The organism is Roseateles sp. P5_B10 (assembly GCF_056400485.1).
Genome location: NZ_JBFULE010001712.1, coordinates 1 through 541 on the forward strand (window position 1 = coordinate 1; position 541 = coordinate 541).

At 66.3% G+C, this 541-nt stretch carries 1 protein-coding gene; it reads right to left on the bottom strand.

Translation table 11 applies throughout. The features are described 5' to 3' along the window. Positions 1 to 276, bottom strand: a 276-nt coding sequence (locus AC1DU6_RS35485; protein ID WP_477863293.1) for a hypothetical protein, incomplete at its 3' end; no start/stop codon positions are given. Between the last annotated feature and the right edge of the window lie 265 nt (positions 277 to 541).

Below are 541 nucleotides of genomic sequence, written 5' to 3' on the forward strand. Positions count from 1 at the left end.
GAACTTGATCTTGCGCGGTTGCGTGGGGCACCAGTCGTCCAGATCCTGGCCCATGGTCTTCCAGTTCAGGCCCAGTCGGTCGCTCACCCAGGCCATGTGGGCGAACTCCTGCGCCAGCGCCGCGCCTATGTGCTCGGGCGGCAGCGGCTGGGGATTCAATGCCACGGCGCTGACGCGATCATGCACGGACAAGCCCTGGGGCCCGCGTGGGATGACGTCGAAGATGGCCGGTAGCCGGCGRCCGATCAGGGCCAGCAGTCGTTGATCGGATGTCATGCTTCACTCCAGTGACCGGCATGGAACGGCGATGCCGGGAGCGCCCGACGGGGGCCTCGAATCGGGGCGGCCGCTCTAACAGGCTAGTCGCCCTGACAGCAAACACCATCGTATGGAGGGGGGAAGTGCAGACCGGTCGGCCCGCGGTTCTAGGGCTTGAAATTGCCAGATCGCATCAGTGCCGCTGTTCTAGCGGCCGAGCAGCAGGTAGTCGAACAGCTGCGTACCGCCCGCCCCCCCCAGGGGCACGAGGATGGCCTTGAGC